General features: G+C 69.0%; 18 protein-coding genes. 11 read left to right on the top strand and 7 right to left on the bottom strand.

The genetic code is table 11. The features are described from left to right. Positions 1–63: 63 nt before the first annotated feature. A complete protein-coding gene (locus ACIP67_RS16105) occupies positions 64–2,715 on the bottom strand; it encodes a transglycosylase domain-containing protein (protein ID WP_401692280.1) in 2,652 nt (883 codons plus the stop codon). Between the two features lie 384 nt (positions 2,716–3,099). On the opposite strand from ACIP67_RS16105, the gene ACIP67_RS16100 reads away from it, so the two are divergent. The 4 genes from ACIP67_RS16100 to ACIP67_RS16085 all read left to right on the top strand — a co-directional run bounded on the left by ACIP67_RS16100 (position 3,100) and on the right by ACIP67_RS16085 (position 6,874). Beyond that, positions 3,100–3,783, top strand: a complete 684-nt coding sequence (locus ACIP67_RS16100; protein ID WP_401692279.1) for a helix-turn-helix transcriptional regulator — start codon at positions 3,100–3,102, stop codon at positions 3,781–3,783. 44 nt (positions 3,784–3,827) lie between these two features. Beyond that, on the top strand, positions 3,828–4,910 hold the full coding sequence (locus ACIP67_RS16095; RefSeq protein WP_401692277.1) for an inositol-3-phosphate synthase: 1,083 nt from the start codon (positions 3,828–3,830) through the stop codon (positions 4,908–4,910). A gap of 90 nt (positions 4,911–5,000) precedes the next feature. Next, positions 5,001–6,263 (top strand): MFS transporter, encoded by a 1,263-nt coding sequence (locus tag ACIP67_RS16090; RefSeq protein WP_401692275.1) that lies wholly within the window; start codon positions 5,001–5,003, stop codon positions 6,261–6,263. Between the two features lie 122 nt (positions 6,264–6,385). Further along, entirely contained in the window at positions 6,386–6,874 is a 489-nt protein-coding gene (locus ACIP67_RS16085; protein WP_401692273.1) for a hypothetical protein, read from the top strand. A 128-nt stretch (positions 6,875–7,002) separates the two neighbouring features. On the opposite strand, the gene ACIP67_RS16080 is transcribed toward ACIP67_RS16085, so the two are convergent. Then, the gene (locus ACIP67_RS16080; RefSeq protein ID WP_401692271.1) at positions 7,003–8,469 is read right to left on the bottom strand and encodes a CCA tRNA nucleotidyltransferase; all 1,467 of its coding nucleotides are present in this window, start codon (positions 8,467–8,469) and stop codon (positions 7,003–7,005) included. A gap of 256 nt (positions 8,470–8,725) precedes the next feature. On the opposite strand from ACIP67_RS16080, the gene ACIP67_RS16075 reads away from it, so the two are divergent. The 7 genes from ACIP67_RS16075 to trxA all read left to right on the top strand — a co-directional run bounded on the left by ACIP67_RS16075 (position 8,726) and on the right by trxA (position 18,541). Next, on the top strand, positions 8,726–11,113 hold the full coding sequence (locus tag ACIP67_RS16075) for a DUF6049 family protein (protein WP_401692269.1): 2,388 nt from the start codon (positions 8,726–8,728) through the stop codon (positions 11,111–11,113). 42 nt (positions 11,114–11,155) lie between these two features. Further along, complete coding sequence (gene murJ, locus ACIP67_RS16070; protein WP_401692267.1) at positions 11,156–13,504, top strand: murein biosynthesis integral membrane protein MurJ; 2,349 nt, start codon at positions 11,156–11,158, stop codon at positions 13,502–13,504. Positions 13,505–13,642: 138 nt separating this feature from the next. After that, positions 13,643–15,328, top strand: coding sequence for a protein kinase family protein (locus tag ACIP67_RS16065; RefSeq protein WP_401692265.1), 1,686 nt, complete (start codon positions 13,643–13,645; stop codon positions 15,326–15,328). Positions 15,329–15,347: 19 nt separating this feature from the next. Continuing rightward, positions 15,348–16,073, top strand: a complete 726-nt coding sequence (sigM, locus tag ACIP67_RS16060; RefSeq protein ID WP_401692263.1) for an RNA polymerase sigma factor SigM — start codon at positions 15,348–15,350, stop codon at positions 16,071–16,073. Further along, positions 16,070–17,035, top strand: coding sequence for a hypothetical protein (locus ACIP67_RS16055; protein ID WP_401692261.1), 966 nt, complete (start codon positions 16,070–16,072; stop codon positions 17,033–17,035). Before sigM ends, ACIP67_RS16055 begins: the two co-directional genes overlap by 4 nt. Before the next feature lie 167 nt (positions 17,036–17,202). Continuing rightward, positions 17,203–18,171, top strand: a complete 969-nt coding sequence (gene trxB, locus ACIP67_RS16050; protein WP_401692259.1) for a thioredoxin-disulfide reductase — start codon at positions 17,203–17,205, stop codon at positions 18,169–18,171. Between the two features lie 40 nt (positions 18,172–18,211). Continuing rightward, on the top strand, positions 18,212–18,541 hold the full coding sequence (trxA, locus tag ACIP67_RS16045; RefSeq protein WP_401692257.1) for a thioredoxin: 330 nt from the start codon (positions 18,212–18,214) through the stop codon (positions 18,539–18,541). A 168-nt stretch (positions 18,542–18,709) separates the two neighbouring features. Here the strand turns inward: trxA and ACIP67_RS16040 are convergent, their stop codons facing one another. From ACIP67_RS16040 to ACIP67_RS16020, 5 genes are all read right to left on the bottom strand, one after another. Continuing rightward, positions 18,710–19,327, bottom strand: a complete 618-nt coding sequence (locus ACIP67_RS16040; RefSeq protein WP_389519000.1) for a GNAT family N-acetyltransferase — start codon at positions 19,325–19,327, stop codon at positions 18,710–18,712. Positions 19,328–19,691: 364 nt separating this feature from the next. Continuing rightward, complete coding sequence (locus ACIP67_RS16035; RefSeq protein WP_401692255.1) at positions 19,692–20,789, bottom strand: ParB/RepB/Spo0J family partition protein; 1,098 nt, start codon at positions 20,787–20,789, stop codon at positions 19,692–19,694. Beyond that, on the bottom strand, positions 20,786–21,856 hold the full coding sequence (locus ACIP67_RS16030) for a ParA family protein (RefSeq protein WP_401692511.1): 1,071 nt from the start codon (positions 21,854–21,856) through the stop codon (positions 20,786–20,788). Before ACIP67_RS16030 ends, ACIP67_RS16035 begins: the two co-directional genes overlap by 4 nt. Positions 21,857–22,119: 263 nt before the next feature. Next, complete coding sequence (rsmG, locus tag ACIP67_RS16025) at positions 22,120–22,836, bottom strand: 16S rRNA (guanine(527)-N(7))-methyltransferase RsmG (RefSeq protein ID WP_389519002.1); 717 nt, start codon at positions 22,834–22,836, stop codon at positions 22,120–22,122. A gap of 118 nt (positions 22,837–22,954) precedes the next feature. After that, the gene (locus tag ACIP67_RS16020) at positions 22,955–23,467 is read right to left on the bottom strand and encodes a protein jag (RefSeq protein WP_401692252.1); all 513 of its coding nucleotides are present in this window, start codon (positions 23,465–23,467) and stop codon (positions 22,955–22,957) included. Between the last annotated feature and the right edge of the window lie 6 nt (positions 23,468–23,473).

Below are 23,473 nucleotides of genomic sequence, written 5' to 3'. Positions count from 1 at the left end.
CCTCGTTTCACGTGAAACATGCGCATGTTTCACGTGAAACGCCCGTGTCGGACGACAGGACGGCTAACCCTCAGGTCCTCCGAAGATTTCGCCGTTCTGATTGCCTCTACTGGTGTCCTCGCTCTCCGATTCGGACGGCGACGCACTCGTCTCGCCCGTACCTCCGTCCTGGCCCTCGCTGCTCGTGCCCCCCGTGGAGTCGTCGCAGCCGAAGAAGGTGGTGCACGTCTCGCTCGGGCTCGGCGACGGCTCGGTCTCCGTCTCGGAGGGAGTCGGCGACGGAGACGGGCTCTCCTCTTCCTCCTCCGTCTCGGTGACCGACGGGCTGGGGGACGGCTCCGGGTCCTCGTTGAGGACCTCTCCGATGGACTCGGGGGTCGGGAACTTCTTCACGGGGAGGCCGTCCATGGCCTCCTCCATGTAGTCGTGCCAGATCTGTGCCGGGAACGAGGCGCCGTGGATCTTCTCCTCGCCACCCGTTCCGAACATCTCCAGGAACTCGCGGTCCTTGTTCGTCTCGTCGTCGTCGTACCGGAACATGGTGATCGCGGTCGACAGCTGCGGGGTGTAGCCGACGAACCAGGCCGACTTGTTGCCGTCGGTGGTACCGGTCTTGCCGGCCACCTCACGCCCGGTCAGCTGGGCGTTGGTACCGGTGCCCTCCTCCACCACGGTCTTGAGGACGTCCGTGACGTTGTCGGCGACCTTCGAGGTGAACGCCTGCTCCGTCTCGGTCTTGTGGGTGTAGATCACGCCGTCCTTGCTCGTGACCTTCTGGACCGAGTAGGGGTCGCGCTGCTTGCCGCTGGCCGCGAAGGTGGCGTAGGCGCCCGCCATCCGGATCGCGCTCGGGTCGGAGATACCGATCGAGAACGACGGGAAGGTGGTGCCCGCGAGGCTGCTCTCCTTCAGGCCGGCGCTGACGGCGGCGTCCTTCACCTTGTCCAGGCCGACGTCCATACCCAGCTGCACGAAGGCGGAGTTCACCGACTCACGCATCGCCTCACGCAGGTCGATCTTGTAGTCGGGCGCAGTGCCGTAGGAGACCTGGCCGTCATTGGTCTGCAGCCACTCCTCACCGTCCTCGTTCTTCCAGACCGTCCCGTCATAGTTCTTGATCTTGAGCTTGTTCTGTCCACTGAACAGGCTCTTGGGGGAGACGATGGTGCGCTCGTCCTGGGCCTGCGACGAGCCCAGATCGGGGTCGCGTACGCCCCACGTCATCGCGGCCGCGAGGACGAACGGCTTGAACGTCGAACCCACCTGGGCACCGGTCTGGTCGGCGTTGTTGGTGAAGTGCTTGGTCGCGTCCTCACCGCCGTAGATCGCCTCGATGGCGCCGGTCTCCGGGTTGACGGACGCCCCGCCGAACTGGACATGCGTGTCGGTGTCCGGCCGCTTCTCGGGGTCGATCTTGGCCTTGTAGACCTTGGTGACGGCTGCCGTGAGCTCCTTGACCTTCGCCTTGTCGAAGGTCGTGTAGATCGAGTAGCCGCCCTGCTGGAGCTTGTCCTGGGTGATCCCCGTCTCGTCGCTGTGGGTCACCACGTAGCTGTTGGCGAGGTCGACGAGGTAGCCGATCTGGCCGCTCAGCTGGGTGTTCGAGCGCGGGTTCTTCACGTCGGGGAGCTTGGTGTACTTGGCCCGCACCGAGGAGCTGAGGTGCTTGTACTCGACCATCTTGTCGAGCGTGTCCTGCATCTGGATCAGCGCCCGCTTGCTGTTGGCCTGCGGCGTCGCGGACGAGTCGATGGACACCGCGCCGGCGGGGTCGTAATAGGTGGCGCCTTTCAGCACGGCGGCCAGGAAGGCGCACTCGCCCTCGTTCAGCTTGATGGCATCCTTGTCGAAGTACGCACGGGCGGCGGCCTGGATCCCGTAGGCGTTACGGCCGTAGTACGCGGAGTTCAGGTAGCCGGCCATGATCTTGTCCTTGTCGACCTCGGCTCCCACCTTGATCGACACGAAGATCTCCTTGACCTTGCGGGAGATCGTCTGGGACTGGTCGTTCAGCATGGCGTTCTTGACGTACTGCTGGGTGATCGTCGAACCACCCTGCGTCTGACCGCCCCGGGCCATGTTGAGGACGGCGCGCGCGATGCCCTTGGGGTCGATGCCGTTGTCGTCGTAGAAGGTCTTGTTCTCCTGCGAGATCACCGCCCAGCGCATCGCCTCGGGGATCTGCGAGAGATCGATGATCTGGCGGTTCGTCTCCCCACCGGTGGCAACCATCTGGCTGCCGTCCTTCCAGTAGTAGACGTTGTTCTCCGCCTCCGCCGTCTCGTCGACCTTCGGAATGCCCACCATGGCGTACCCGATGCCGGCCACGGCCACCAGGCTGCCGACGAAGCCGATGAACAGACCGGCGACGAGCTTCCAGGACGGCATCCAGCGCTGCCAGCCGTCCTTGCCGGCGCGCGGATAGTCGATCAGGCGCTTCTTGCCGGGCGCGGCGCGGCCGCGGCCCGGTGGTCCGGGCGGCCCGCCTCGGCGGCCGGTGCCTCTCTGTGCCGCGCGCCGGGACTCGGCGCGGCCACCGTACGACCGCTCCTCACCTCCCGAGCCGTAGGCATCCGACTCGTGCGAGTCGGACGGAGACCCGGTGGCGCCTCGCGGTGCCGCACGGCGGCCGGAGGACGGGCCGGACTGGCCGCGTCGGGCCGCGGCACGTCCGCCTCCCTGCGGCTGCGGCGGTTTGCGACGGTGCTCGCTCATCGAACGATTACTCCTCGGGCAGGCGCACCCGCGCGCGCCTGGAAACGGCGGCTGGTTTCCTGTCCCCCCGAAGTACGGATGCGGTCGGTCGCGCATTCACCCGTACGGCACCGGTGACATCGACGCCCCCCAGCGTCACGTGAGTCCCGGTGGTCTGCATGGCGCACAGACTACGCACCGTCAAAACCCGCCTAGGGCCGAGGTTCGCATCAAATGGGGCAACTCTCCTCCGATGAATCACTGATGTGATCCCGTTCACCATCCCCCCTCTTGTCGCTTCCGGAAGGCCGTTCTATCGTCGTGATGTATCGAGTCGATACATCAGCACGGCATAAAGGCATCGGGCACCCGTCGTCACGGGTGGCGGCAGAGAGGAGGCGACGTATGAGCCGGCGTTCCGGCATCCTCGAGTTCGCCGTCCTCGGTCTGCTCCGTGAGTCCCCGATGCACGGCTATGAGCTGCGTAAACGACTCAATACGTCGCTGGGTGTGTTCCGCGCGTTCAGCTACGGGACGCTCTACCCCTGCCTCAAGACGCTGGTCGCCAACGGCTGGTTGATCGAGGAGGCGGGGAACAACCCGGAGGACGCCCTCACGGCTCCCCTCACGGGCCGCCGCGCCAAGATCGTCTACCGGTTGACGGCGGAAGGTAAGGAGCACTTCGAGGAGCTCCTCTCGCAGACGGGCCCGGACGCGTACGAGGACGAGACCTTCGCCGCTCGTTTCGCCTTCTTCGGGCAGACGTCCCGCGATGTGCGCATGCGCGTGCTGGAGGGCCGCCGCAGCCGCCTGGAGGAGCGTCTGGAGAAGATGCGCGCCTCTCTGGCGCGCACCCGGGAGCGCCTCGACGACTACACGCTCGAGCTCCAGCGCCACGGGATGGAGTCCGTGGAGCGCGAAGTGCGCTGGCTGAACGAGCTCATCGAGAGCGAGCGGGCCGGACGGGACCTGAGGGGTTCCGTCTCCGGGGAGACCGCTCAGCAGGACACCACATCTGGAGCGACGGGCGGCCTGCCCCGTCCCGGGAAGATCCCCGGGACGGATACGCCCGACGACACCGCCACGTGAGCGCCCACTCAGGGCCTCACTCGTACACACAGGGAGCAACCGGAATGGGTTCGGTTCGCGTAGCCATCGTCGGCGTGGGCAACTGCGCCGCATCGCTGGTGCAGGGCGTGGAGTACTACAAGGACGCCGACCCGGCGTCCAAGGTCCCGGGCCTGATGCACGTCCAGTTCGGCGACTACCACGTCCGTGACGTCGAGTTCGTCGCCGCGTTCGACGTGGACGCGAAGAAGGTCGGCCTGGACCTCTCGGACGCCATCGGCGCGTCCGAGAACAACACCATCAAGATCTGCGACGTGCCCACCACCGGTGTCACGGTCCAGCGCGGCCACACCCTCGACGGTCTCGGCAAGTACTACCGCCAGACCATCGAGGAGTCCGCCGAGGAGCCGGTGGACGTCGTCCAGGTCCTCAAGGACAAGCAGGTCGACGTCCTCGTCTGCTACCTGCCCGTCGGCTCCGAGGACGCGGCGAAGTTCTACGCCCAGGCCGCCATCGACGCCAAGGTCGCCTTCGTCAACGCCCTCCCGGTCTTCATCGCCGGCACCAAGGAGTGGGCGGACAAGTTCACCGAGGCGGGCGTCCCGATCGTCGGTGACGACATCAAGTCCCAGGTCGGCGCCACCATCACGCACCGCGTCATGGCGAAGCTGTTCGAGGACCGCGGCGTCGTCCTGGACCGCACGATGCAGCTGAACGTCGGCGGCAACATGGACTTCAAGAACATGCTCGAGCGCGAGCGCCTGGAGTCCAAGAAGATCTCCAAGACGCAGGCCGTCACCTCGCAGATCCCCGACCGGGACCTCGGCGAGAAGAACGTCCACATCGGTCCGTCCGACTACGTCGCCTGGCTCGACGACCGCAAGTGGGCGTACGTCCGCCTCGAGGGCCGCGCCTTCGGTGACGTCCCGCTGAACCTGGAGTACAAGCTCGAGGTCTGGGACTCCCCGAACTCCGCGGGTGTCATCATCGATGCCCTGCGCGCCGCGAAGATCGCCAAGGATCGCGGCATCGGCGGCCCGATTCTGTCGGCCTCCAGCTACTTCATGAAGTCCCCGCCGGTCCAGTACTTCGACGACGAGGCCCGCCAGAACGTCGAGAAGTTCATCGCGGGTGAGGTCGAGCGCTAGAGCTCGTCGCTGAGTCGCTCCTGCCAGGGCTGAAGAGGGTCTCCGGGTCACATGGCCCGGGGGCCCTCTCCGTGTGTGAGGCTGTGCCCCATGGCCGTCGTCCGTGATCTGCGCGTCCTGCTGCGCTGGGGCAACTTCCGGCGCCTGCTCGCCGTACGGCTGCTCTCGCAGTGCGCCGACGGCGTCTACCAGGTCGCGCTCGCCACGTACGTCGTCTTCTCCCCGGAGAAACAGACCTCGGCCACCGCGATCGCCTCCGCGATGGCGGTGCTGCTGCTGCCCTACTCGCTGGTCGGCCCCTTCGCCGGCGTCCTGCTGGACCGCTGGCGCCGCCGCCAGGTCTTCGTGCACGGGAACCTCCTGCGTGCCGTTCTGGCGTCGGTGACCGCCGTCCTGATGGTCAGCCAGGTCCCGGACTGGCTCTTCTACGTCTCCGCCCTGTGCGTCACGGCGGTCAACCGCTTCGTCCTCGCCGGCCTGTCCGCGGCCCTGCCGCGCGTGGTCGACACCGAGCGTCTCGTGCTGGCCAACTCCCTCTCCCCGACGGCCGGGACACTGGCCGCGACGGCGGGTGGCGGCCTCGCCTTCGTCGTACGGCTGGCGGGCGCGGACTCCGACGCCGTCGTCGTCCTCCTGGCCTCCGCGCTGTACCTGTGCGGGGCGCTGGCGGCGCTGCGCATCGGGCGTGAGGTGCTGGGGCCCGACCGCGCGCTCGTCCAGCCCCGGCTCGCGACGGCGCTCGCCGGGACCTCGCGCGATCTGGTGGCGGGCGTACGGCATCTCACCGAGCCGCCCCGCAGGGCAGCCGCCCGGGCGCTGGGCGCGATGGCCCTGATGCGGTTCTGCTACGGCGCCCTGCTGGTCATGCTGCTGATGCTGTGCCGGTACGCCCTGACATCCGACACCGAGGACGGCCTGGCCCTGCTGGGAATGGCGCTGGGCGTCTCCGGCGCCGGGTTCTTCACCGCGGCCGTCGTGACGCCTTCAGCGGCGGGACGGCTCGGGCCGGCCCGCTGGATCGTCGTCTGCGCGGGGACCGCCGCGATCCTGGAGCCGGCTCTCGGCCTCCCCTTCGCCACGGTTCCGCTGCTGGTCGCGACGTTCGTGCTGGGGCTGGCCACCCAGGGCGCGAAGATCGCCACGGACACGATCGTGCAGTCGTCGGTCGACGACGGGTTCCGCGGCCGGATCTTCTCCGTCTACGACGTGCTCTTCAACGTCGCCTTCGTCGGCGCGGCGGCGCTGGCTGCCCTGATGCTCCCGCCGGACGGCCGATCGGTGGCTCTGGTCGTCATGGTCGCCCTCATCTACGGGGGAGTTGCCGTAGGTATGTCCCGATTCTCGGTCCGGTAAGTGTCACATAAATGCCACAGCCGGCTCCTGGGCTACAAGGTTGTCAGTGGCGGCCTGTACTTTACGGGAGTCTTATTTCGCGCCACGCGCCACGCGCATGCATGTTCTAGGGGGACCCCCAGATGACCACTCCGCCGCCCCAGGGCCAGAACCCGTACGCCCAGACGCCCACCGGCCCCGCGGGGCAGCAGCCCGGCCAGCCGGGAGTCCCGCCGCAGCAGCCGTACGCGCCGTTCCCGAACCAGGGCGCCCCTGTGCCTCCGCCGCCCGCGCCGACGGGCCGGGCCGGCAAGAAGGTGCTGCGCGTCGTGGGCGTCATCGTGGTCGTCATACTCGGCCTGGGCGTGAAGTTCGGCATCGGCTGGTGGGCCGACCGGACGGACGCCGAGACCACCTCGGTGGGGTCCTGCATGCACAACGACGGCACGGAGACCAGCCCGGACCTCAACGAGGTCGACTGCTCGTCGAGCGAGGCCGAGTTCGAGGTCGTCGAGAAGTTCGACGACACCAGCGACGACACCAAGTGCGAGACCGTCGAAGAGGCGACGATCTCCTACTACCAGGTGGGCAGTGGCCACAACGTGGTCCTCTGCCTCAAGGAAGTCGCGTAGTCATAGCGCACCCATACACCGAGGGGCGATGTTTCACGTGAAACATCGCCCCTCGGCGTATGCGCCGACCGTTCGCGGCTCGGAAACGGGGTCATGTTTCACGTGAAACATGACCCCGTTTCACGGTGTCAGCTCTGCTCGGCCCACCACTCCTTGAGCGCCGCCACCGCCGCGTCATACTCCTGCGGACCGTTCTCCAGGCGCAGTTCGAGCAGGTACTTGTAGGCCCTGCCGACGGCAGGGCCGGGACCGACACCGAGGATCTCCATGATCTGGTTGCCGTCGAGGTCCGGACGGATCGCGTCGAGTTCCTCCTGGTCCTTCAGCTGGGCGATGCGCTCCTCCAGCCCGTCGTACGCGCGTGAGAGCGCGGCCGCCTTGCGCTTGTTCCGCGTGGTGCAGTCCGAGCGGGTCAGCTTGTGGAGACGTTCGAGCAGCGGACCGGCGTCCCGCACATAGCGGCGGACGGCGGAGTCGGTCCACTCGCCGGTGCCGTACCCGTGGAAGCGGAGGTGGAGTTCGACCAGCCGGGAGACGTCCTTCACCAGTTCGTTGGAGTACTTCAAGGCCGTCATGCGCTTCTTGGTCATCTTTGCGCCGACCATCTCGTGGTGGTGGAACGAGACCCGTCCGTCTTTCTCGAAGCGACGGGTGCGTGGCTTACCGATGTCGTGCAGCAGCGCGGCCAGACGCAGCGCGAGGTCGGGGCCGTCCTCCTCCAGCGCCATCGCCTGCTCCAGAACGATCAGCGTGTGCTCGTAGACGTCCTTGTGCCGGTGGTGCTCATCGCTCTCCAGCCGCAGCGCGGGCAGCTCCGGCAGGACGTGCTCGGCGAGCCCCGTCTCCACCAGCAGCCTCAGCCCCTTGCGCGGGTACGCGGAGAGGACCAGCTTGTTCAGCTCGTCCCGGATGCGCTCGGCGGAGACGATGTCCAGGCGGCCGGCCATCTCCGTCATCGCCGTCACGACCTCCGGGGCGACCTCGAAGTCGAGCTGGGCGGCGAAACGGGCAGCACGCATCATCCGCAGCGGGTCGTCGGAGAAGGACTCCTCCGGCGTGCCCGGCGTACGCAGCACACGGGCCGCGAGGTCCTCCAGGCCGCCGTGCGGGTCGATGAACTTCTTCTCCGGGAGCGCCACGGCCATCGCGTTCACGGTGAAGTCACGCCGGACGAGGTCCTGCTCGATGGAGTCGCCGTAGGACACCTCGGGCTTGCGGGACGTCCGGTCGTAGGCCTCCGACCGATAGGTGGTGACCTCGATCTGGAAGCGTCGGTCCACGTCACCGACGCGGGCGTCCTTCTGCACACCGACAGTGCCGAAGGCGATCCCTACCTCCCACACGGCGTCCGCCCACGGACGGACGATCTTCAGAACGTCCTCGGGGCGGGCGTCCGTCGTGAAGTCGAGGTCGTTGCCGAGCCGGCCGAGCAGCGCGTCCCGGACCGAGCCGCCGACCAGGGCGAGTGAGAACCCGGCCTCCTGGAAACGGCAGGCGAGGTCGTCGGCGACAGGAGCGACCCGCAGCAGCTCACTCACCGCGCGGTGCTGCACCTGGGTCAGGGCACTGAGGTTCTCTTCGTTGGCGTTCGGCACAACAGAAGAGGGTACGTGCCTCGGCGAGCCACGGGCGCCCCGTTTACGGCGGGGGACATCTCACCCGATAGCCGCCCAAGACTTGCGCTCGTGACATAGTCGGCCACTCCTCTTCATACGTGCACATAGGGGGTGCCAGGTCTCTCTACGCCGATCTTGTGGAGCGGTCCGCGGCACTTCCCCTCGGCGCGCATCGTTACCATGCGTGGACGCACTTTCCGACGACCACTGACGACGACGAGGGACGGACGAACGCGTGGCCGAGGCGGCAGACTTCCCGGGGATGGCTCCCTCACCTGCCCGCCGGTGGCTGCGGCGCACCGGAGCGCTGCTCGCGGGGGCGCCCCTGCTCGCCGGTCTGCTCCAGCTGCCCGCCTCCTCGGCGCACGCCGAAGGCCGGGCCTCCGCCGCAGAGGCCTCCGACACGGGCACGGTGGCCGTCGCCGTCGACTCGCTCAGCCCCGGGGTCCCGACCGACGGGGACACGCTGACGGTGTCCGGCACGGTGACCAACAACGGCAAGCAGGCGGTCACCGACGCCCAGGTGGACCTGCGCGTGGGGTCCGAGCTGACCACCCGCTCGGCGATCGAGACCATGGCCGAGAAGGCCGACGCTCTCTCGGGCGCCACCGGGACCGAGGTCGGCGGCAAGTACGTCGCCACGTTCGCCGAGCTCACCCCGGGCGTCCCCCAGCGCTTCAGCATCTCCGTACCGGTCGGCGAGCTCGACCTGGGGGACGACGGGGTCTATCCCCTCGGTGTCTCCCTCTCGGGCGAGACCGCCGCGAAGCCGTGGGAGCAGCTGCTGGGCATCCAGCGGACCTTCCTGCCGTGGCAGCCCGAGAAGGCGAAGACCGCCACGAGGACCACCGTGCTGTGGCCGCTGATGTCGACCGTCCACATGACGGCGGAGACCGGCTCCAACGAACAGCAGACGCCGCTCTTCCTCAATGACGACCTCGCCGAGGAGATCTCGCCCGGTGGCCGCCTCGACCAGATGGTGAGCCTCGGCAAGGACCTCGATGTGACCTGGTTGATCGACCCGGACCTCCTCGCGTCCGTCGACGCCATGGCCGGCCGCTACGACGTCCGCGGCGACGGCGCCACCACCACGGCCGGCACCCACCAGGCCCTCGCCAAGCAGTGGCTCGCACAGCTGCAGAAGGCGGTCGAGGGCAAGGAGGTCGTCGCTCTCCCGTTCGCCGATCCGGACCTGGCCTCCCTGGCCCACAACGGCACGGGGGTCACCGGTTCACTGAGCCAGCTCAAGGCAGCCACCGACGTCGCCGCCACCACGGTGGAGACCGTGCTGCACATCACCCCGAGCACCGACTTCGCCTGGCCGGTGGAGGGCGCCGTCGACCCGTCGATCGTCAAGGTCGCCACCTCGGCCGGCGCGGACAAGGTGATCGCGCGCAGCGACAGTCTCAAGGAGACGGGCAGCCTGTCGTACACGCCGTCCGCGGCCCGCCCCATCGGCGGTGGCACCACTGCGGTGGTGGCGGACGCGGAGCTGTCGACGGTGTTCGAGGGCGATCTGACGAGGGCCTCCACGTCCACGCTCGCCGTGCAGGAGTTCCTCGCGCAGAGCCTCGCGCTGAACCTGCAGACGGGCAAGGAGCGCAGCATCGTCGTCGCCCCGCAGCGCATGCCGACCGCGAGCCAGGCCCAGACGATGGCGGCGGCGGTCACCGCCCTGCAGGACGGCACCTGGTCACAGTCCCAGCAGCTCACGGCGGCGGCCGCGGCCAAGCCCGACGCCGCGGCCACCACGAAGGTCCCGTCGCGGACGAAGTACCGCGCCACGCTGCGCAAGCAGGAACTGCCCCGGACCGCCTTCGAGGAGATCGCGGCGACCCAGGACAAGCTCGACAACTTCAAGGTCATCCTCACGGACGAGTCCCGGGTGGTGACTCCCTTCGGCCGGGCCGTCAACCGTGAGATGTCCACGTCGTGGCGCGGCCGGAGCACGGCGGCGAGCTCCTTCCGCCAAGGCGTGCAGAGCTACCTCGACACGCTCGCCGACCAGGTGAAACTGATTCAGAAGTCGGAGACCAAGCTCTCCGGACGCAGCGCCACGATCCCCGTCACCGTGCAGAACAACCTGGTGCAGGGCGTCGAACACTTGGTGCTGCGGCTCAGCTCGACCAACCCGACCCGGCTCGAGATCGGCGGCGAGCCCTACGCGGAGCAGCGCATCGCGGTCTCCGGCGGGCACAGCACGACGGTGAAGTTCACGACCTCCGCCAACGTCAACGGCCAGACGTCGGTGGTCGCCCAGCTCTACACCGAGGACGGCCGGGAGTACGGCGCTCCGGTCACCTTCGACGTGAAGGTCACCGAGATCACGGCCACCGTGATGCTGGTCATCGGCGGCGGTGTCCTGCTGCTCGTACTGGCCGGCTTCCGCATGTACACCCAGCGCAAGCGGGCCGCGGCCCGCGAGGCCGAGGAGGACGTCCCCGACGAGTCGATCGGGGCCGAGGACACCGACGCGCTCCTTCGGGAGACCGAGGTCCTTCCCGCCGAAGAATCCACTGTCCGGCACGGGGCAGAGGACCCGGTGCAGCCGAGTGACGGGACTCCGGACACCGCAGCGGAAAGCACCGACCCGCCCCGGACGGGTGAGAGAGTGGACCGTTGAATGTCGTGGCCGGTGGGCCCGGAACGATGAGGTGGGGTAACCATGAACGCGCCGTACGACGGTGACCGCGGCCAGGCCGCGGGCAGCTCGGGTCACCCCGAGGGCCCGCCGCCCGAGCACGGCCAGGTACCGCCGCAGCACCCCGCGGACATGTACCTCCAGGACGCCTACGACCAGGACCCCTACCGCGCCCAGGACCTCACCGCTCAGGACCCGGTAGCCGAGGCGCTCTACGACCGTGCCTCGCATCCCCCGCCGCCACCGGGGACGCACCAGCCGCAGCAGCCGCTGTACGCCCAGCCTCAGCAGTCACCGTTCGCTCCCGACCCGCGGGTGTGGGCACAGACGCCGGCGCCGGAGCCGGACGGCCCGAACCAGTACCTGCCGTACGGTGACGACCCCCGCACGACCCAGTTCGTGGGCGTGGACGACCTGGTCTCGCACTCCGGCGAGGAGCAGCACCAGCCCGACGCCTTCGCGCACCTCTTCCGGGACCAGCAGGCCGGCAGCCGTCCGCTGACGGAGCACCCGGCGGTACCCGGCCCGACCGCCGCCCCGGGCGCCCAGGGGCGTGCACCGCAGTACGGGACTCCGTCCGCCGCCGGGGCGCCGGTGCCCGGGAACCCCTCGCCCGGCGCCGACGTGACCATGAACCTGACCGCGACTCCCCCTGCCGCCGCTGCCCCCGCGGCCGCTGCCCCCGTAGCCGCTGCCCCCGTGGCCGCTGCCCCCGTGGCCGCTGCCCCGGCCGCGAAGAAGGGCGGCCGCGCCGCGGGTCTGCTGAAGTCCAGCGCCGTGATGGCGGCGGGCACGATGGTCTCGCGCCTCACCGGGTTCGTCCGCTCCGCGCTGATCGTCTCCGCGCTGGGTGTCGGTCTGCTCGGTGACACCTTCCAGGTCGCCTACCAGCTGCCGACGATGATCTACATCCTCACCGTGGGCGGCGGCCTCAACTCGGTCTTCGTGCCCCAGCTCGTCCGCGCCATGAAGGAGGACGAGGACGGTGGCGAGGCCTTCGCCAACCGCCTGCTGACTCTGGTCGTCGTGGCGCTCGGCCTGCTCACGGTCGCCTCGGTCGCCGCCGCCCCCTTCCTGATCCGGCTCCTGTCCGACCCGGTGGCCAGCGACCCCGCCGCCAACGAGGTCGGCGTCACGTTCGTCCGCTACTTCCTGCCCTCGATCTTCTTCATGGGCGTCCACGTCGTCATGGGACAGATCCTCAACGCGCGGGGCAGGTTCGGCGCGATGATGTGGACACCGGTCCTGAACAACATCGTCATCATCGTCACGCTCGGCACGTTCATCTGGGTCTACGGCACCGCCGCCGACTCGGGCATGGAGGTCACGACGATCCCGCCGGAGGGCCAGCGGCTCCTCGGTGTGGGCGTCCTGCTCGGCCTAGTCGTCCAGGCACTGGCGATGATCCCGTACCTGCGGGAGACCGGCTTCCGGCTGCGGCTGCGCTTCGACTGGCGGGGCCACGGCCTCGGCAAGGCCGTCACCCTCGCCAAGTGGACCTTCCTGTTCGTCCTCGCCAACCAGGCCGGCGCCATCGTCGTCTCCCAGCTGTCCACGGCGGCGGGCAAGGACTCGCCCGTCGACGGCACCGGCTTCGCCGCCTACGCCAACGCCCAGCTGATCTGGGGCCTGCCGCAGGCCATCATCACGGTCTCCCTGATGGCCGCGCTGCTGCCCCGGCTGTCCCGCTCGGCGGCCGAGGGCGACAGCGGCGCGGTCCGCGACGACATCTCGCAGGGTCTGCGCACCACGGCGGTCGCCATCGTGCCGATCGCCTTCGGCTTCCTCGCGCTCGGCATCCCGATGTGCACCCTGATCTTCGGCTCCTCCGGCACCAACGAGGCGACGAACATGGGCTTCATGCTGATGGCCTTCGGCCTCGGCCTGATCCCCTACTCCGTGCAGTACGTGGTCCTGCGCGCCTTCTACGCGTACGAGGACACCCGCACTCCCTTCTACAACACGGTCATCGTGGCGGCGGTCAACGCCGGTGCCTCGGCGGTCTGCTACTTCGTGCTCGACCCTCGCTGGGCCGTGGTCGGCATGTCCGCTTCCTACGGACTGGCCTACGCGATCGGCGTCGGCGTCGCCTGGAACCGGCTGCGCAAGCGGCTCGGCGGCGATCTGGACGGCTCCCGTGTGCTGCGGACGTACGCGCGGCTGTGCATCGCCTCCGTTCCGGCCGCGCTGCTCAGTGGCGCCGCCTGCTACGGCATCGGGCACAGCCTCGGCCAGGGCGTCCTCGGCTCCTTCGCCGCGCTGCTGGCCGGTGGGACCGTTCTGCTCGGCATCTTCTACGTCGCCGCCCGCCGCATGCGCATCGAGGAGCTCAATTCGCTCGTCGGCATGGTCCGCGGACGCCTGGGTCGCTGAGGCAGGGGGTAGGCGCACAACCATCGTCCGCCGCCGCGTGTCGTGCATAGCGGCGGACTGTGGGCACAATTGGTTTCGGCGTCGGACGGCGCGCACGAGGTCGGACGGCGCGCAACGGATGGGGAGGCAGGGACGACGGTGGCGGAACGGAGTACGGCTGCCGTCGACGTGGCAGACAACAGCGGTGACAAGCCGCTGACCGCGGAGGCGGACCAGTCCACGGCCGACGGGGTGGCCAAGAACCGGGAGCGGGACACGGACAGCGACGAGGCACAGGGGAGCGGCGGGGCGGAGCGTCCCGGGAAGGCCTCGGCGCCTGAACTGCACAGCGGTCACAAACTGGCCAGACGCTACCGTCTCGAGGACTGTGTCACCCGTCTGGACGGTTTCAGCAGTTGGCGTGCGGTCGACGAGAAACTCCGTCGTGCCGTCGGCGTCCATGTCCTGCCCGCGGATCACGTTCGGGCCCGTTCGGTGCTGGCCGCGGCCCGCTCCTCCGCGCTGCTCGGCGACCCCCGCTTCGTCCAGGTGCTGGACGCCGTCGAGGAGAACGACCTCGTCTACGTCGTCCACGAATGGCTGCCGGACGCCACCGAGCTGACCACGCTCCTGGCCGCCGGGCCGCTGGAGCCGCACGACGCGTACCAGATGGTCAGCCAGATCGCCTCCGCCATGGCGGCCGCCCACCGTGAGGGGCTCGCGCACCTGCGGCTGAATCCCAACGCCGTGCTGCGGACCTCCACGGGCCAGTGGCGCATCCGCGGCCTCGCCGTGAACGCCGCGCTGCGCGGCATCTCCTCCGACACCCCCCAGCGCACCGACACGGAGGCGATCGGCGCCCTCCTGTACGCGGTGCTCACCCAGCGCTGGCCGTACGAGAGCGACGCCCACGGCCTGTCCGGGTTGCCGAAGGACATCGGGCTGATCGCTCCCGACCAGGTGCGCGCCGGCGTCCACCGGGGACTGTCGGAGCTGGCGATGCGCGCGCTCGCCAACGACGGGGCGACCGCGTCCCGGCACGAGGCCGCGTGCACCACGCCGGAGGAGCTGGTGAAGGCGATCGGCGAGATGCCCCGCATCCGCCCGCCGGAGCCCGCCTTCACGGCACCCCCGGAGTACCAGCGCACGACGTACCAGCAGGGCACCTACGGGCGACCCGCTGCGCCGGGCGTCACCCAGCCGGTGCCGGCCCCGCCGCCCCCGCTCCAGAGCCGCACCGGCAAGGCCCTGAAGTGGGCGGTGTCCGCCCTGCTCATCGCCGCCCTCGGCCTGGGCAGCTGGCAGCTCGCGGACGCCCTGATGGACCAGGGCGAGTCCGACGACACCAACCAGACCCAGACGACGGAGAGCAACGAGAAGAGCCCGTCGAAGCCGGCCAGTGTGCCGATCGCCATCAGCGGGGCCCAGGACTTCGACCCGTTCGGAGACGGCTCCGAGAAGCCCTCCGACATAGGGAAGGCGTACGACGACAGCACCTCGACGTACTGGCAGACGGACTACTACCAGGGTGCCGCCTTCGGGAACCTGAAGGAGGGCCTCGGCATCATCCTCGACCTGGACAAGGTCCAGCAGGTCGAGAAGGTGACCGTCACCTTCGTGGGGGAGACGTCGGTCCAGTTGCTCACCGCCCCCGAGAGCGCGGACTCCGCCCCCTCGGCCTTCAGCGACTACACGAAGGTCGCCCAGGGCACCGGTACGACGGTGACGCTTCAGCCCACGCAAGCGGTCGGGAGCCGTTACCTTCTGGTCTGGCTGACCAAGCTGCCGCTGACCGAAGAGGGCACCTATCGTGGCCGGGTGGCGGACATCAAGGTGGCCGGCTGACGCTGAGGGGAGGGGGCCGATGGCTGAAGGCACCGCGTACGGCGACGCAAGCGACCAGGACCTCCTCGCCCGTCATGTGGACGGCGACCCCGACGCCTTCGGGGAGCTCGTACGGCGCCATCGCGACCGGCTGTGGGCGGTGGCGCTGCGGACCCTGGGAGATCGTGAGGAAGCCGCTGACGCGGTCCAGGACGCCCTCGTCTCCGCCTACCGGGCCGCCCACACCTTCCGTGGCCAGTCGGCCGTCACGACCTGGCTGCACCGCATCACGGTGAACGCCTGCCTGGACCGGGCCCGCAAGGTGGCCTCCCGCAAGACCGCTCCGGTCGACGACACCGAACGCCTGGAGCAGCTGCTGGAGCCGCACGAGGCGGCCTCGGCCCCGGCGGAGCGCAACGACCTGCACCGCCAGCTCCTGGAGGCACTCGGCACGCTCCCCCCCGACCAACGCGCCGCGCTCGTCCTCGTCGACATGCAGGGCTACCCGGTCGCCGAGGCCGCCCGTGTGCTCGACGTCCCGCCCGGAACCGTGAAGAGCCGCTGCGCCCGGGGAAGAGCCAAGCTGCTTCCACTGCTCACCCATCTCAGGTCGGGGAGCAGCGACGACGAGCGGGAAGACGCGGCGGGACGGAACCGGGCGCAGGGGACATCCGTCCCACCCGCAGCGGAACCTCGTGGCGAGGGGCCGGACGGCGCCGGGACGGGCGATTCAGCTGCCGTGAAGGGCGGAGGTGGGCGAGCGTGACATCGATGACGGACACGACCGGGCACCCGGACGTCGAGGAGATCTCCGATCTCGCCGAGGGCCTGCTGCCGCCGTCCCGCAGTGCCGACGTCCGGCGGCATCTGGACGCGTGCGTCCTCTGCACGGACGTCCACGCGTCGCTGGAGGAGATCCGTGGTCTCCTGGGCACCCTGCCCGGAGCGCCGCGCATGCCGGACGACGTGGCCCACCGCATCAACGCCGCGCTCGCGGCGGAAGCTCTGCTCGACGCCACCGCACCCGACGCCACGGTCCCGGGCCAGACCCCCTCCGCGGACCAGATCTCCTCCGCGGACCAAGTCGCTTCCACGGATCGGGAACCCCTCACGGAATCGATTCCCGAGCCGGAGCCCGATGCCGCTGCACATGTTTCACGTGAAACATCGGCAGCCGCGTCCCGCCCCGCAGGGCATGCCCGCGGCTCCGCCACGGGTCCGGGCCGAAAGGCACGCACGAAGAGGGGGCGCCGTAAGGTCGCCGCACTGGGTACCGTCCTCGCCGTGGCCGCCTTGGGGCTCGGCTCGGTCCTGGTGTCAACACTGACCGAGGATGCCGGCTCCGGAACCCCGGCAGGGTCCTCGTCCACTGCCGTCGACACCTTTGCCGCGAGCAGTCTGGAGCAGCACGTCACGAACCTCCTCGCCGAGGCCGCGGGGCCCCGGAATCCGGATGAGATGGGGGCGCAGACCGAGCCCGAGGTCAAGGGACCCACGCTCCTGCTGCAGCCGTCGGTCCCTCCGTGCGTCCAGAAGGGCATCGGGCGGAGCGAAGCGGCGCTCGCCACCGAGCCCGGCACGTACCGGGGCAAGGACGCTCTCCTCGTCGTCCTGCCCGCGTCCGACAGCACCAAGGTCACCGCCTACCTCATGGACGCGACCTGTGTGGAGCAGCGGTCGGCCGGACCGGCCGAGGTGTTCCTACAGGGCACCTACACCCGCCGCTGACGGCTCAGGCATCGACTCTCTCCCACGTGGTATCCCGTACGGTGTCCGACCTCCGTGTGCCCGGCCACACCGGGAATGCGCGCCCCTTAGGATCCGTTGGGTGGGGTGAGAGTTCAGTCAGGCTCCCACCGGTCGAACGACGTTGACCAGAGACGAGGAATCAAGCCGTGAGCGACGTCCGTAACGTGATCATCATCGGCTCCGGGCCCGCCGGCTATACCGCGGCGCTGTACACCGCGCGCGCATCGCTGAAGCCGCTGGTCTTCGAAGGTGCCGTCACCGCGGGCGGTGCACTGATGAACACCACCGAGGTGGAGAACTTCCCCGGCTTCCGCGACGGCATCATGGGCCCCGAGCTCATGGACAACATGCGCGCCCAGGCCGAGCGGTTCGGTGCCGAGCTCATTCCCGACGACGTCGTTTCCGTCGACCTGACCGGTGAGATCAAGACCGTCACGGACACCGCCGGTACCGTCCACCAGGCCAAGGCCGTCATCGTCACCACGGGCTCGCAGCACCGCAAGCTCGGCCTGCCCAACGAGGACGCCCTTTCCGGCCGCGGTGTCTCGTGGTGCGCCACCTGCGACGGGTTCTTCTTCAAGGACCAGGACATCGCCGTGATCGGCGGCGGCGACACCGCGATGGAGGAGGCCACCTTCCTCTCCCGCTTCGCCAAGTCGGTGACGATCGTCCACCGCCGCGACACTCTGCGTGCCTCCAAGGCGATGCAGGAGCGTGCCTTCGCCGACCCGAAGATCAAGTTCGTCTGGGACAGCGAGGTCGCCGAGATCCAGGGCGACCAGAAGCTGGCGAGCCTGAAGCTGCGCAATCTCAAGACCGGTGAACTCTCCGACCTGCCGGTGACCGGTCTGTTCATCGCGATCGGCCACGACCCGCGCACCGAGCTCTTCAAGGGTCAGCTCGACCTGGACGAGGAGGGCTACCTGAAGGTCGCCTCGCCCTCCACCCGGACGAACCTGACCGGCGTCTTCGGCGCAGGTGACGTGGTCGACCACACCTACCGCCAGGCGATCACCGCAGCCGGGACCGGCTGCTCCGCCGCTCTCGACGCCGAGCGCTTCCTCGCCGCCCTCGCCGACGAGGAGCAGGCGGAGCCCGAGAAGACCGCCGTCTGACCTCCTCCCGCCCCACCGCACACAGTTAAAGGAGCCCGCCGTGGCCAACCTGAAGAACGTGACCGACGACTCCTTCGAGCAGGACGTCCTCAAGAGCGACAAGCCCGTCCTGGTGGACTTCTGGGCTGCTTGGTGCGGCCCGTGCCGCCAGATCGCTCCGTCCCTCGAGGCGATCGCCAACGAGTACGGCGACAAGATCGAGATCGTCAAGCTCAACATCGACGAGAACCCGGGTACGGCCGCCAAGTACGGCGTCATGTCGATCCCGACCCTGAACGTCTACCAGAACGGCGAGGTCGCCAAGACCATCGTCGGCGCCAAGCCGAAGGCCGCGATCGTCCGCGACCTCGAGGACTTCATCGCCGAGTGACGTTCTGGAGCCGGCACCTCGTCGGCCGATGTTTCACGTGAAACACGAATGGGCCAGCCCCGACCTGCTGGCCCATTCGTCTGTCCATGCTGTGTATCCCCAGACGGTCTCAACGACCGCCCCACCATCCGGCTGTGGTGAGCACGTGTGCCACCGGCCGCAGCGCCGTCACAGCGGCCGCAGCGCCGGCTCCTTCTGAACCGCGCCCAGTAGACGGTCGAGTGCCATCTCCACGTCTTCCTTCCAGGAGAGCGTGGTCCGCAACTCCAGCCTCAGCCGTGGGTGCGCGGGGTGTGGACGGACCGTCTTGAAGCCCACCGCCAGCAGATGGTCGGCAGGAAGAAGACAGGCGGGTTCCTTCCACCGGGCGTCGCCGAACGCCTCGATCGCCTTGAATCCCCGGCGCAGCAGATCCTTCGCCACTGTCTGCACCATCACCCGGCCAAGCCCTTGGCCCTGGTAGCCGGGCATGATGAACGCCGTCATCAGCTGCACGGCGTCCGGGGACACCGGGCTCGTGGGGAACGCCGTCGAACGGGGCACGTACGCAGGCGGGGCGTAGAGCACGAAGCCGACAGGCACGTCATCGACGTAGACGACCCGGCCGCAGGAGCCCCAGTCCAGCAGGACGGCGGAGATCCACGCCTCCTTCTCCTCGACGGCCGTGCCCTCGCTCAGCGCGGCCTTTCCGCTGACGGGGTCCAGTTCCCAGAAGACACACGAGCGGCAGCGCTGGGGGAGATCCTTGAGGTTGTCCAGCGTGAGCGGTACGAGCCGACGCCCCATGAAGGCTGTTCCTCGCTTCCTTCGCCCGCGGCATCGCGGGCGGCTGTCAGAGCGCACCGTTCCCTGAGCAGGCTGCCGACGAAGCCTCCGACCGCACCCAGTCCCAGTCCCGCACTCACCAGTCCGGTCCGGCTCATCGTTCGCATGGCCTCCGCCTCCCCCTCAGAGGTGCTGCTCGGTGGATGGGCCATACCCCCAACGCATCGTATCCACGAAGCGATTGCCTCGACACTGCATGAAAGCAAAGAGCGAGCCGTGTCCGGCAGACACCGGACACGGCTCGCTCGTACAGCCCTCACGGGACTCAACCCGGCCGCTGGACGGTTGCCCGACCGCGGGAGGTGAGGTCCGCCCGCAGGACGGCTCAGTCCTCCGTCGCCTCGGGCTCGCCCTCGACGACTTCCTTCTGCAGGACGGGCCCCTCTCCGGGAGCGAGGCTGTCGAGGATGCGCTCCAGGTCCTCCATGGAGGCGAACTCGACGGTGATCTTGCCCTTCTTCTGCCCCAGGTCGACCTTCACCCGGGTCTCGAAGCGGTCCGAGAGCCGGGTGGCGAGCTCGGACAGCGCCGGGGAGACCCGGCCGCCGGCACGGGGGCCCTTGGCGCGCTGAGGGGTCTGAGGACGCGATCCCATGAGGGTCACGATCTCCTCGACGGCCCGCACCGACAGCCCCTCGGCCACGATCCGGTGCGCCAGTCGGTCCTGCTCCTCGGAGTCCTCGACGGAGAGCAGCGCCCGGGCATGACCGGCGGAGAGCACCCCGGCCCCGACCCGGCGCTGGACCGCGGGAGAGAGCTTCAGCAGACGCAAGGTGTTGGATACCTGCGGGCGGGACCGGCCAATGCGGTCCGCCAGCTGGTCGTGGGTGCAGTTGAAGTCCTTGAGGAGCTGGTCGTAGGCGGCTGCCTCTTCCAGCGGGTTCAGCTGCGCCCGGTGGAGGTTCTCCAGAAGGGCGTCCAGCAGCAGCTTCTCGTCGTCCGTGGCCCGCACGATCGCCGGGATCGCCTCCAGGCCCGCCTCACGGCAGGCCCGCCAGCGCCGCTCACCCATGATGAGTTCGTAGCGCCCGGGGCCCAGCTGCCGTACGACGACGGGCTGGAGGAGACCGACCTCCTTGATGGAGGTGATCAGTTCGTGCAGCGCGTCCTCGTCGAAGACCTCACGCGGCTGACGCGGGTTCGGCGTGATGGCGTCGAGCGGAATCTCGGCGAAGTGAGCACCCAGGGGAGGGGCAGGTGTCTCCCCCACGGCATGCGGCGCCAGTTCCTCGGTTTCACGTGAAACAGGCGGCAGTGTCGCTACTCGTGCCGCGGCCACCCCACGGTCACCCGTCAGCAGCGGAACCGCTGCGGGGGACGCCGAGGGACCACCTCCCAATGCGGACGCCGGCGTCTTCTCGGTCGGGGCAGCGGGGATCAGTGCGCCAAGACCACGACCCAACCCCCTCCGTCGCTCACTCACTGGATCCCCTCCATGCTCGGATTGTTCTGTGCACCGATGTGGGCGTGGGTGGCGTCGTAGCTCACGCCGACACCCCTCAGCGCGATCTCACGGGCCGCCTCAAGATAGGAGAGGGCGCCGCTCGAACCAGGATCGTACGTCAGCACCGTCTGCCCATAGCTCGGCGCTTCGGAGATGCGGACCGAGCGGGGAATGCTCGTCCGCAGCACCTCGTCGCCGAAGTGGGTGCGCACCTCTTCCGCGACCTGCGACGCAAGACGCGTGCGGCCGTCGTACATGGTGAGCAGGATGGTCGACACATGCAGAGTGGGGTTGAGGTGCCCCCGCACCAGGTCGACGTTGCGGAGCAACTGGCCCAGGCCCTCCAGCGCGTAGTACTCGCACTGGATCGGGATGAGGACCTCCTGGCCCGCCACCATCGCGTTGACTGTCAGCAGGCCGAGCGAGGGCGGGCAGTCGATGAGGACGTAATCCAGCGGCTGCTCGTACGCCTGGATCGCTCGCTGCAGTCGGCTCTCGCGTGCCACCAAGGACACCAGCTCGATCTCCGCACCGGCGAGATCGATGGTGGCCGGAGCACAGAAGAGGCCCTCGACATCGGGGACCGGCTGAACGACTTCCGAGAGAGGACGGCTCTCGACCAAGACGTCGTAGATGGACGGGACCTCGGCATGGTGATCGATGCCCAGGGCGGTGGACGCATTGCCCTGCGGGTCCAGGTCGATCACCAGCACACGGTTCCCGTGCAGGGCAAGCGAAGCGGCAAGGTTGACGGTCGTCGTCGTCTTGCCCACACCGCCCTTCTGGTTGGCCACCACGACGATGCGCGTCTGCTCGGGCCGTGGCAGGCCCTCGCCGGCACGGCCCAGAGCTTCCACCGCCAGTTGGGCCGCGCGACCGATCGGAGTGTCGTCCATCGGGGGCGGCGTTTCACGTGAAACATCCTCCCCCATCGACTCGGTACGGGGACCGGGGACCGGATCGGTCATCGGTCCCGCGATGTTGGCGTCGGACCGCAAGGATTCACTCTCCTCGACTTCAGGCTCGCAATGAACAGAGCCTCCCATGTCTCCAGGGTCGTGAACCAGTGAGCCCTGGTCTTCTGTGGAGAAATCCACCTCTGTGGACAACTTCGTGCCCTTGTCGAGTGAGCCGAGAGGCCTGCGGTCGCGAGGTTCGGCCGCGGCGCGGCCCCGGCTGATGATGCCCTGCAGCAGTGAGCGACGTTTCACGTGAAACACGATGCACAGCGCCCGCGGCCGAACTGTCGCGACACTCCGTCTTGCGCAGTTTGCTCAGCTTGTGTGGAGTACCGCCGGTCGCGGCCGGATCAGCGACGGCGACGGGTGCGGCTGGTCCGGGCCGCCTTGGCCCGCTTGGCCGCGAAGCGCACCCCGCCAGGGCTCTCCCCGACCTCGACCCGGACCACTGTGGAGAGCGGGTCGACGACGCCCTCACCGACGTGCAGGATCGATGTGCTGACCGCGCCCAGTTTGCTCAGTGCGGTCGCCGCGCTCTTCAGCTCGTCCTCGGCGGTGTCCCCCTTGAGGGCCAGCATCTCGCCGTAGGGGCGCAGTAGAGGGATGCCCCAGGTGGCGAGACGGTCCAGTGGTGCCACTGCCCGGGCAGTGACCACATGGACCGGAGGCAGCTTGCCCATGACCTCTTCGGCGCGTCCGCGCACGACGGTGACATGGTCCAGGCCGAGGAGTTCAACGACCTCGGTGAGGAAGTTGGTGCGCCGCAGGAGCGGCTCCAGCAGGGTGATCTTCAGGTCCTCGCGGACGAGTGCCAGAGGGATTCCCGGCAGGCCCGCGCCGGAGCCGACGTCGCACACCGTCACGTCTTCGGGCACGGCCTCGGAGAGCACCGCGCAGTTCAGCAGGTGCCGCTCCCAGAGGCGGGGCACCTCCCGGGGCCCGATGAGCCCGCGCTGCACTCCTGCCTCGGCCAGGAGCTCGGCGTACCGAACCGCATCCGCGAAGCGCTCACCGAATACCTCGCGTGCCTGCTCGGGCGCAGGGGGAAGCTCCGCTGCCTCCGTCACGGGGACCGTCCTTCCGTACCGCATCGGCGCACTCGGCGCCGATCACCAGAACTACCAGGCTGACAAAGACCGGCCCCGCCTGCACAACAGACGGGGCCGGGGGGAACGTGGAACCGAATCAGTTGGGAAGCACGACGACGAAGCGCTGGGGCTCCTCGCCCTCGGACTCGCTGCGCAGACCGGCCGCCTTGACGGCGTCGTGGACGACCTTGCGCTCGAAGGGCGTCATCGGGTTCAGCTTCACCGGCTCGCCGCTGTTCTTCGCGTCGGACGCGGCCTTGGCGCCCAGCTCGGAGAGCTCGGTGCGCTTCTTGGCCCGGTAACCCGCGATGTCCAGCATCAGCCGGCTGCGGTCGCCGGTCTCCCGGTGCACGGCCAGGCGCGTCAGCTCCTGCAGCGCCTCCAGCACCTCGCCGTCCCGGCCGACCAGCTTCTGCAGGTCACGGGTGCCCGTGTCGCTGATGATCGACACAGAGGCCCGGTCGGCCTCGACGTCCATGTCGATGTCGCCGTCGAGATCGGCGATGTCCAGCAGGCCCTCGAGGTAGTCCGCCGCGATCTCGCCCTCCTGCTCCAGGCGGGTCAGGGTGTCTGCACCTTCGGCGGCGGCGGAGGTGGTGCCTTCCGTCACGGGATG

Origin of the sequence: Streptomyces sp. NPDC088812 (assembly GCF_044750285.1) — a bacterium.
Lineage (GTDB): Bacteria > Actinomycetota > Actinomycetes > Streptomycetales > Streptomycetaceae > Streptomyces.
This window is presented reverse-complemented; position numbering and strand designations above follow the sequence as displayed.

What these genes read in the sequence shown, in the direction of transcription:
- sigM (WP_401692263.1), top strand. Translation starts at nt 15,348, where the DNA reads ATGGCTGAAGGCACCGCGTACGGCGACGCAAGCGACCAGGACCTCCTC.
- murJ (WP_401692267.1), top strand. Translation starts at nt 11,156, where the DNA reads ATGAACGCGCCGTACGACGGTGACCGCGGCCAGGCCGCGGGCAGCTCG.
- ACIP67_RS16090 (WP_401692275.1), top strand. Translation starts at nt 5,001, where the DNA reads ATGGCCGTCGTCCGTGATCTGCGCGTCCTGCTGCGCTGGGGCAACTTC.
- ACIP67_RS16040 (WP_389519000.1), bottom strand. Translation starts at nt 19,327, where the DNA reads ATGGGGCGTCGGCTCGTACCGCTCACGCTGGACAACCTCAAGGATCTC.
- ACIP67_RS16100 (WP_401692279.1), top strand. Translation starts at nt 3,100, where the DNA reads ATGAGCCGGCGTTCCGGCATCCTCGAGTTCGCCGTCCTCGGTCTGCTC.
- ACIP67_RS16085 (WP_401692273.1), top strand. Translation starts at nt 6,386, where the DNA reads ATGACCACTCCGCCGCCCCAGGGCCAGAACCCGTACGCCCAGACGCCC.
- ACIP67_RS16095 (WP_401692277.1), top strand. Translation starts at nt 3,828, where the DNA reads ATGGGTTCGGTTCGCGTAGCCATCGTCGGCGTGGGCAACTGCGCCGCA.
- ACIP67_RS16030 (WP_401692511.1), bottom strand. Translation starts at nt 21,856, where the DNA reads ATGGGAGGCTCTGTTCATTGCGAGCCTGAAGTCGAGGAGAGTGAATCC.
- ACIP67_RS16105 (WP_401692280.1), bottom strand. Translation starts at nt 2,715, where the DNA reads ATGAGCGAGCACCGTCGCAAACCGCCGCAGCCGCAGGGAGGCGGACGT.